This window comes from Paracraurococcus lichenis (genome assembly GCF_030657435.1).
Classification (GTDB): Bacteria; Pseudomonadota; Alphaproteobacteria; order Acetobacterales; family Acetobacteraceae; genus Paracraurococcus; species Paracraurococcus lichenis.
This window is the reverse complement of record NZ_JAUTWS010000566.1, coordinates 1-309: the sequence shown is the minus strand read 5'-3', so window position 1 is coordinate 309 and position 309 is coordinate 1. Positions and strand designations below refer to the sequence as shown.

1 protein-coding gene is annotated in these 309 nt (G+C 65.7%); it reads left to right on the top strand.

Annotated features, from left to right (window positions below; all coding sequences use genetic code 11):
• Positions 1-270 (top strand): integrase core domain-containing protein (locus Q7A36_RS41260; protein WP_305109548.1); only part of this gene is annotated, 270 nt, incomplete at its 5' end.
• Positions 271-309: the final 39 nt, after the last annotated feature.

Sequence of the window (309 nt, the reverse complement as noted above, 5' to 3'; positions counted from 1 at the left end):
TTCGGCATCGAGAGCTCGCCCTCCTTCGTCCGCCAGCCCGAGGGCAACGGTGTCGCCGAACGCTTCATCCGTACCCTGAAGGAGAACTTCCTCTGGGTGCACACCTTCGACACCATCGAGGACCTGCGGCAGGGGCTGCAGGAGTTCGTCGCCCACTACAACGCCACCTGGCTTGTCGCCCGGCACGGCTACCGCACCCCGAACCAGGTCCGGGCCGAGCAACGCAGCCTTGCTCAATGCCCACCAGCCACCCTACCCTTGGCCGCCTGATTAGCGCAGCCGACTGTCTCAGCATCCGGGCGCACTACA